Origin of the sequence: Endozoicomonas sp. ALE010, from assembly GCF_049310165.1 — a bacterium.
In the GTDB taxonomy this organism is placed as follows: Bacteria; Pseudomonadota; Gammaproteobacteria; order Pseudomonadales; family Endozoicomonadaceae; genus Endozoicomonas.
This window is the reverse complement of record NZ_JBLYNV010000116.1, coordinates 1-7,170: the sequence shown is the minus strand read 5'-3', so window position 1 is coordinate 7,170 and position 7,170 is coordinate 1. Positions and strand designations below refer to the sequence as shown.

The window sequence follows — 7,170 nt, the reverse complement described above, 5'->3', positions numbered from 1 at the left end:
ACTGCCCTACTGCGGTGGCAGCAAATTGGTCTAAAAAGTCGGAAATTTTTAGCAAATAGAACCACTATTCACTAAAAATTTCCGACTTTTTGTCCTCAATTTTCTGCCATCCTCGCTACGGGCGCTATTCTCGGTCAGCCTCCTAGACCCAGAAGCTGCTCTCCAACGGGCGTCAGTTTAGCGGGCTCCCCGGGTTCCGGGTCCTGTTGATACGGAAAGTTACGCCAGCGCTCAGGCGCTCTTTTATCACGCCATAGCTGAATACGCTCTTCCCGGTTATCTTCGGTACCCGCCGGGAACATGGAGATATATTGGGTCAGGCGTGGCTTTGAATGGTGGTTCAGGCTGCTGGCATGGGGCAGGCGTGAGTCCCAGAGAATGAAGGTTCCGGCCTTGCCCGCCAGATGGACAATATCATGGCCTTTCAGCTCTTCATCGGTAAAGAGTAGAGAGTTACGATCCAGTGTCGTTTGTTTCCCGGTGTAAAGGCTGGGAACACAACAGAATGCCCCCTGATTTTCCGCCGTATCTGTCAGGTAGAGAATCCCCTGGTATCTTGGCAGGAACACTTTTTCCGGATGGCTGTCCAGGTGGATCTGACTGTCATCTTTCTTATCCGGGTGCTCCCAACGCCAAGGGGGTTTGAAGGAGGCTCGGTCCAGTCTTACCCAGAGATCGTCTGTCTTTAAAAGGTCAGCATACAATCGGTAGACAGGCTCATATTGGCGGATATCCCAGAGTGCCTGATGATGATGAATGGGAACAATACCATTACTGCCCAGGTCTTTCCGGTACCAGGTTGTGGGATCATCCAGATTAACCTCCAGAAAGTCGGTAATGGCTTTGATAACGGGCTGGAGTAACTGCCCGGGCACCAGGTCAGGAACGATGATGTAACCTTTTTCCTGCAGTTCGCTTTGATCAATCATTACTCAGGTCCCTTATTTATTGGCTTATTGCGGAACGTTTTCAGTGCAACGTTGTCTCCAGTGCCTGAGCCTCATCAAACTCTGAAGGCAGGCTGTCATCAAGGCTATCCAGCAAGGCCATAACTGTTTGGCGGATAATATCCGTGTTCTTGTTCAGCTCATGGTATTTGACAATGCTGATCAGCATTTGTGCCAGGGGATAAATCCGAAGATGGTTTTTAATATCGGCTGGGGATATTTTTCCTGTTGCTCCTTCAACATAGTCATTGGCCCCCCGGGTAAACCCTTTGTGGGCTGACTCGAGAAGGTCCATCGTTGAGCGGTTATCGGCGCTGTCCATCAATGATTGGAGCAGGGTGTTCAATGGTTCTTCGTTGTTATGGGAATGGTTATGAGACATCTCTACAGCTCCTGTGAAAGTTCTATAGAGACTAAAGTTCCATTAATGGCGTTGGTATCCGTATATTTGCCAGTGTCATGATGATCAGTACCGTGTAAGCGCGAGTAATCAGGACATTCTCAGTAGTTAAGCGCGTTAAACGACTGGATGAAACTGCGGGCATGATGGGTCTCATGAGTGAACTGCCGCAGATTCAGGTTTTCATGAATGTAGGTTGGAAAATCCTGTAACGAGGTTTCTTTGTCCATATTGCAAAAACCCATGGACCAGTCCTGGAAGCTGCGGCAGGTCACAGGCGCAGATATGATTTTGATGATATTGTGGTGGCGGCTATCTTTGCAGATTCCCTGATATACCTGCAGCACATGCTGTTTTGTTCCTTCCAGCATCTGCAGGAAATTACCGCCTTTGTATAACAGCATTCCGGTAATATCCAGCCTCAGGTTATTGTCTCTGCTTTCGTTCAGCAGAGCGAGCAGGCTGTCATTGTTCATCAGTTGACTGGCAGAACTGACATAAATCAGATAATAAAGTGATCGTTCCATTCACTGTAACCCTTAATCCATTACAATCATTACCCGGGTGTTCAGCCCTGTTAATTTTTACCAGATTAACCTGACATTAAAAAGTGATAAAAAATGGCCAGGGCAACAGCTCTGCCCCGGACACGGGCGGCTTCATGGGCGACTGTCGGGCTGGTTCTCGCAACCTGCTATTATGGCCCTTGACGTCTGTTTGCTGATTATTGGCTCAGGTCTGATGTTGACCTCAGACATTGGCTGGATCATTACCGGTTTTCTGGTAAATGCCTTTGGTTTTATCGTTGCCCATTCCAATGCCAGCAGCTGGGAATGAAAAGGGTTAGCTCATGATATTAAAACGATTACGCCTGAAGAATAAGGCTGACCGCCGCCTGAAACTCGGGCACCTGTGGATATACAGTAATGAAGTGGATACGCAGACCACACCACTGAGCAGCTTTGCCGTGGGTGAGTGCGTACTGATTGAAAACTCCTTTGGCAAGACGCTGGGTACGGCTTATGTGAACCCCAATAGCCTGATCTGTGCCCGCCTGGTCAGTCGGGAAGCTGACCGGCCACTGGATAAGGCGCTTTTGATTGATAAAATTAACGTTACTCTCAGTCTGCGCGAGCAATTGTTTGAAAAGCCCTATTACCGGTTAGTGTATGGTGATAGTGACGGATTGCCCGGTCTGGTGGTTGACCGGTTTGATGAGGTACTGGTGGCGCAGATATCCACGGCGGGTATGGAGCAGGTTCGGGATGATGTTGTTGAAGCGTTAAACCAGGTTCTGAAACCTAAAGGTATTTTGTTCAAGAACCGTGGCAATGCCCGCAAGCTGGAAGACCTGCCGCAATATATTGAGGTCGCTTCCGGAGCGGTTCCGGAAGTGGTGGTGCTGGAAGAGAATGGCGTAAGCTTTCAGGCTCCGGTGATGGAAGGCCAGAAAACCGGGTGGTTTTATGATCACCGGCTCAATCGGGACCGCCTGCGGCATTATGTTAAAGGTAAACGGGTTCTGGATGTTTTCAGTTATGTGGGTGGCTGGGGCATTCAGGCGGCGGCTTTCGGGGCGGATAAAGTGACCTGCGTCGATGCGTCTGCCCTGGCATTGGAAAATGTTCATGCCAATGCGGAACTCAATGAGGTTCAGCATAAAGTGGACACTCTGCAAGGTGATGCCTTTGAAGCATTGAAGGCGTTGAAAGACAGCCAGGAACGGTTTGACCTGGTTATTGTTGATCCGCCCGCCTTTATTAAAAAGCGCAAAGATATGAAAGCTGGTGAACAGGCCTATCGTCGCATCAATGAGCTGGCTATGCGTCTACTGGAGAGGGATGGTTATCTGGTGGCAGCCTCCTGCTCAATGCATTTGCACCGGGACAATATGATCGATTTGCTACGGGCTGGCAGTCGTCATATTGACCGTAACCTGCAGATTCTGGAGCAGGGGCACCAGGGACCGGATCATCCTGTGCACCCATGCATTCCGGAGACGGACTATATCAAAGCAATTTTTGCCCGGTTGACTGTTCAATAAATGGCCTTTAAGAGCCACTAACGAAAACTGATAACTGGCCAGCCATGGGCTTCTGCAAAGCTTTTGAGTTCCGGGTCGGGGTCGACAGCGACAGGGTTGTCGACCTTCTTCAGCAGCGGCAGGTCATTTTGAGAGTCGCTGTAGAAGTAGCTGCCAGCCATTGAGTGCTCCGGGTGCTGGTTGAGCCATTCCTGCAGGCGGAGTACTTTCCCCTGCTGATAGGTGGGGATTCCGGTAACGTTGCCAGTATAGCGGTTGTCGCTGATCTCCAGGTCAATGGCCAGCAGGGCATCTACCTTGAACTGGTCAGCAATGGGTTTGGTCACAAAGCGATTGGTGGCGGTGATGATCATAATATAATCACCACGCTGGCGGTGGTGTTCTATCCTGGCCAGTGCTTTATCCAACAGGATGGGGCTGATAACCTGTGCCATAAACTGACCATGCCAGGTTGCAAGCGCTTCCAGGGAGTATTGTGTTAATGGTTCAAGGCAAAAATCCAGATACTCCCGGATGTCCATAACCCCCTGTTGATACTGTTTATAAAAACGATGGTTACCTTCCCTGAAGCTTTCACTATCCACCAGGCCATTAGCGGCCATAAACTCTCCCCACAGGGCATCACTGTCGCCAGCAATGAGAGTATTGTCCAGATCAAAGATTGCCAGGGTCATTGTTACTCCGGTTTATTAGTCAGGCCGAGTGTTTCGGGATTATACAGGTTCTTTATCAACCCAAAAGCAATTACCCAATTCTGAATATTAAGTTTTTTGAATTTTTTATTACCAAGACTGTCTAATAGTTTTTTATCGATTGAGTTTTGTTATGGAAAGAAATAGTGGTGTATTACCGGGTACGCCATTTGGCCTGATGAATTATTATGATCACCGCAAAACCGTTCAGACTGATTCAGCTGTTTTTGGCCAACGTCAAGTATCAAACTGCCCCCCTGAAGCAAGAACAAATTATCTGGCTAATGCGAATAGTCAAGATCCGGGATATAGGATTAAGGAAGATCTGTTTAACCTGCTTGATGAGAATGGAGGGCGTTTAGCTCCGAAGCCAGCCCATTATTCGACTCCTCTGAGTCATTTAAATGCCCTGCAAGGCCAACAGACTCATGCGGTGCCGGTGACCGGGTTTTCTCCATCTACGCCTGTTACAACTTGTCTGGTGGATCAGCAAAGAGAGAGCCTCTCTTCTGTGTTTCTGCCAACTACCTGCATGATACCACAGCCGTTTGCAGAGCCTTATGTTCAAACAGTGGATAATAGCTTTAGCCATTTATGGAAGCAAAGGCAGGTATCCAACACAGGGCCTGAAACGGTGGATGGTTATTTAAGCAAACCCACCCCATCGGGAGATCATGTTGCATCAGCTCCTGTTTATTTGATGGAAAACCTGAGTATCGGTGAGCAATCTGGAGCAGTCAGTTTTCCGAACTTCTGGCCACTGGAAGCAGAAGCAAGTGCTGACCCTGTAAAAACACAGGATCTTGCACCTCCCCAGACACCTCATGCAAGTGAATCTGTCGCTTCGACCAACCGTGGTGAAGAAGTAATTACCGCTGCACATTTGGAGTCATCGGCGGCGGATGTACACAGTTCTCAACAACTTCCGGCTTTTTTAAGAAAAAAAATCCTGATTTCCCATTGGGGCTTATTGGAAAGGTATGCAAAGTCTCAGAAAGGAGGGAGCAGTCAATGGGCTAAAGCGTGGAAGAACGCCCTTGATTTTGCCTTGCAGTGCTCTGAGGAGGACTATCACTACAATTTAAATGTGGCGAAAGCTTTAACAAGACTCAAGTATATGGACCGGGCAAAAGAGATTTTGCTTGATCAGCTGGCTAAGTCTAATGATCAGAGATATCTTTTGGGTGTTAATAAACAGTTAGGATTCTTATTTTATAAAGAACAGAGCTACGTCACTTCCATAAAATATTATATGCATGGCTTTGTAGGCACGATGGATGTCCCTAATTATATTTACTCATTTATACATTCCGCAATGAAGCAAACTATTAGAATGTGTGATGACAAACAATTTGTAACCAATGCTGTTTGCTGGTTCAATTATCTGCAGCCAAAGACAAGAAAAAATAAAGTAGAGATCTCTAATTTTATCTTTCCACTCTATTATTCATCTATGTCTTCCTTAGAAGCTTCACAGACTTACACAGAGTATCTGGTGCCAGATCAGATGAAATGGGCCATTACCCGATGGAAAGATCTGGAATCCCTGGCTGCGAGCCTGAAGCCAGGAGATCCTAATTGGTTTGCGTCTTGGACTTGTGCCTTGAATTTTGCTTTGGAGTGTAAAAAGCTGAATTATCATTTCAACCTTAATGTAGCGATAGCATTAACCCGGTTGAATCAGCTGGATCTGGCCATCGACACTCTGTTCCAGCAGTTGTCTGTGCATGAATATGCAAATGAACACACGTACTTCATGGCCATAAATAAGCAACTGGGGTTTATCTTTTTCAGAAAAGGTGAGTATCTGGACTCTATTCATTACTATATGAATTGCTTTGATGGCTCAAGAGCTTTAGCCGACAAGACCTACCAGTATATAACCATCGCCATGCGCGCTTTCCAGGACGACGTGGACCCTGAATTCAGTCGTTCAGCAAATGACTGGTATAACCGGCTTTACTCACAATCAATGGAAGACAAACGGCTGTTCGGGAAGAAACGGACCTCTGTAACAAAGGCCCCCTTGTTACCTCTGGATTCTGCATCCGTGTAGTAGTGCAGTCTATACCGGATATTTTCGAACAGCCTTCTGGTACGTCATGTCAATGAGTTTGATAGTTCCAATCGCCATTCACCCTGAAGGTTTGCTGTATTGTATCCGTTTGTGAAACAATGCGTGATAAGTAATAGTTTAAGTGGCCACCGACAAGTGATTGCGTCTAAATCCTGTTGTTCTTTGAACAGTCAGCTTCATGCCCCGTTTTAGTGTGGGGTTATGATTATGTTCCTGGAAGTGGGGGGGTATTCGTACCATAGGATGGTGGCTCTAAGGTAGCCATATACGTGATTGACATCGATGGATTCAGGCCAAATGTAGGCATTATCCTGGCGAATCATCACGGTCAGTTATTGTGGGCTCGGCGGATCAGGCAGGATGCCTGGCAATTTCCCCAGGGTGGTATCAATGATGGGGAGACGCCGGAAGATGCCATGTACAGAGAGCTGTTTGAGGAGATAGGTCTTCATCCTGAAGATGTAGAAATCCTTGGCTGCACCCGGGGTTGGTTACGTTATCGTCTACCAAGACGTCTCGTCCGACGGGATCAGCAACCGCTGTGCATCGGGCAGAAGCAGAAATGGTTTTTGCTGCAGCTGCTGAGCAATGATGACCGTATTCGGGTTGACCACACGAGGTCTCCGGAATTTGATGGCTGGCGCTGGGTGAGTTACTGGTACCCTCTTGGTCAGGTGGTTTCTTTTAAACGGGAAGTCTACAGGCGGGCGCTGAAAGAGTTGGTACCCAGAATTGGGAAGTTACAGTCCAGAGGGGGGTGACAGGTTGCCATGAGCCTGTCGGACTTAAGCTTCCGTCCAGCCTCCCGGGCCCAATGGATATTTCTTTAAACCTGTGGGCTGCAATAACAGGAAAGATGTTAACAGGCAATATAATTTGCCATGGATTGCTATTGTACTGTTAAAGTAGTTGCAGCAAGTATTAAGTAGTTAACCAAATGAAATCATATATTTCTGACTAAGTTGTCAGTCACTCTGCGGCGTTGCAACTCCGGTCACATAGCTACGGCT

Annotated in this window: 8 protein-coding genes; 4 read left to right on the top strand and 4 right to left on the bottom strand. The window is 47.5% G+C overall.

Annotated features, from left to right (window positions below; genetic code table 11):
• Positions 1–134: 134 nt before the first annotated feature.
• From ACO6UY_RS23620 to ACO6UY_RS23610, 3 genes are all read right to left on the bottom strand, one after another.
• A complete protein-coding gene (locus ACO6UY_RS23620; protein ID WP_422491503.1) occupies positions 135–929 on the bottom strand; it encodes a phytanoyl-CoA dioxygenase family protein in 795 nt (264 codons plus the stop codon).
• A 40-nt stretch (positions 930–969) separates the two neighbouring features.
• Positions 970–1,329, bottom strand: a complete 360-nt coding sequence (locus tag ACO6UY_RS23615) for a hypothetical protein (protein WP_422491502.1) — start codon at positions 1,327–1,329, stop codon at positions 970–972.
• A gap of 119 nt (positions 1,330–1,448) precedes the next feature.
• Complete coding sequence (locus ACO6UY_RS23610) at positions 1,449–1,874, bottom strand: BLUF domain-containing protein (protein WP_422491501.1); 426 nt, start codon at positions 1,872–1,874, stop codon at positions 1,449–1,451.
• Between the two features lie 37 nt (positions 1,875–1,911).
• Between ACO6UY_RS23610 and ACO6UY_RS23605 the strand changes: the two genes are divergently transcribed.
• Together ACO6UY_RS23605 and ACO6UY_RS23600 are read left to right on the top strand one after the other, a co-directional pair.
• Entirely contained in the window at positions 1,912–2,184 is a 273-nt protein-coding gene (locus ACO6UY_RS23605; RefSeq protein ID WP_422491500.1) for a hypothetical protein, read from the top strand.
• Positions 2,185–2,197: 13 nt separating this feature from the next.
• On the top strand, positions 2,198–3,391 hold the full coding sequence (locus ACO6UY_RS23600) for a class I SAM-dependent rRNA methyltransferase (RefSeq protein WP_422449750.1): 1,194 nt from the start codon (positions 2,198–2,200) through the stop codon (positions 3,389–3,391).
• Positions 3,392–3,408: 17 nt separating this feature from the next.
• Here ACO6UY_RS23600 and ACO6UY_RS23595 read toward each other — a convergent pair whose 3' ends face one another.
• A complete protein-coding gene (locus ACO6UY_RS23595) occupies positions 3,409–4,065 on the bottom strand; it encodes an HAD family hydrolase (RefSeq protein ID WP_209200614.1) in 657 nt (218 codons plus the stop codon).
• Between the two features lie 151 nt (positions 4,066–4,216).
• On the opposite strand from ACO6UY_RS23595, the gene ACO6UY_RS23590 reads away from it, so the two are divergent.
• Both ACO6UY_RS23590 and rppH read left to right on the top strand, forming a co-directional pair.
• Positions 4,217–6,139 carry a hypothetical protein gene (locus tag ACO6UY_RS23590; protein WP_422491499.1) on the top strand — a complete coding sequence of 641 codons (1,923 nt, stop codon included), beginning with the start codon at positions 4,217–4,219 and terminating at the stop codon, positions 6,137–6,139.
• A gap of 290 nt (positions 6,140–6,429) precedes the next feature.
• Positions 6,430–6,921, top strand: a complete 492-nt coding sequence (gene rppH, locus ACO6UY_RS23585) for an RNA pyrophosphohydrolase (protein ID WP_101744739.1) — start codon at positions 6,430–6,432, stop codon at positions 6,919–6,921.
• The last annotated feature ends 249 nt before the right edge of the window (positions 6,922–7,170 follow it).

What these genes read in the sequence shown, in the direction of transcription:
- ACO6UY_RS23595 (WP_209200614.1), bottom strand. Translation starts at nt 4,065, where the DNA reads ATGACCCTGGCAATCTTTGATCTGGACAATACTCTCATTGCTGGCGAC.
- ACO6UY_RS23610 (WP_422491501.1), bottom strand. Translation starts at nt 1,874, where the DNA reads ATGGAACGATCACTTTATTATCTGATTTATGTCAGTTCTGCCAGTCAA.
- ACO6UY_RS23615 (WP_422491502.1), bottom strand. Translation starts at nt 1,329, where the DNA reads ATGTCTCATAACCATTCCCATAACAACGAAGAACCATTGAACACCCTG.
- ACO6UY_RS23600 (WP_422449750.1), top strand. Translation starts at nt 2,198, where the DNA reads ATGATATTAAAACGATTACGCCTGAAGAATAAGGCTGACCGCCGCCTG.
- ACO6UY_RS23590 (WP_422491499.1), top strand. Translation starts at nt 4,217, where the DNA reads ATGGAAAGAAATAGTGGTGTATTACCGGGTACGCCATTTGGCCTGATG.
- ACO6UY_RS23620 (WP_422491503.1), bottom strand. Translation starts at nt 929, where the DNA reads ATGATTGATCAAAGCGAACTGCAGGAAAAAGGTTACATCATCGTTCCT.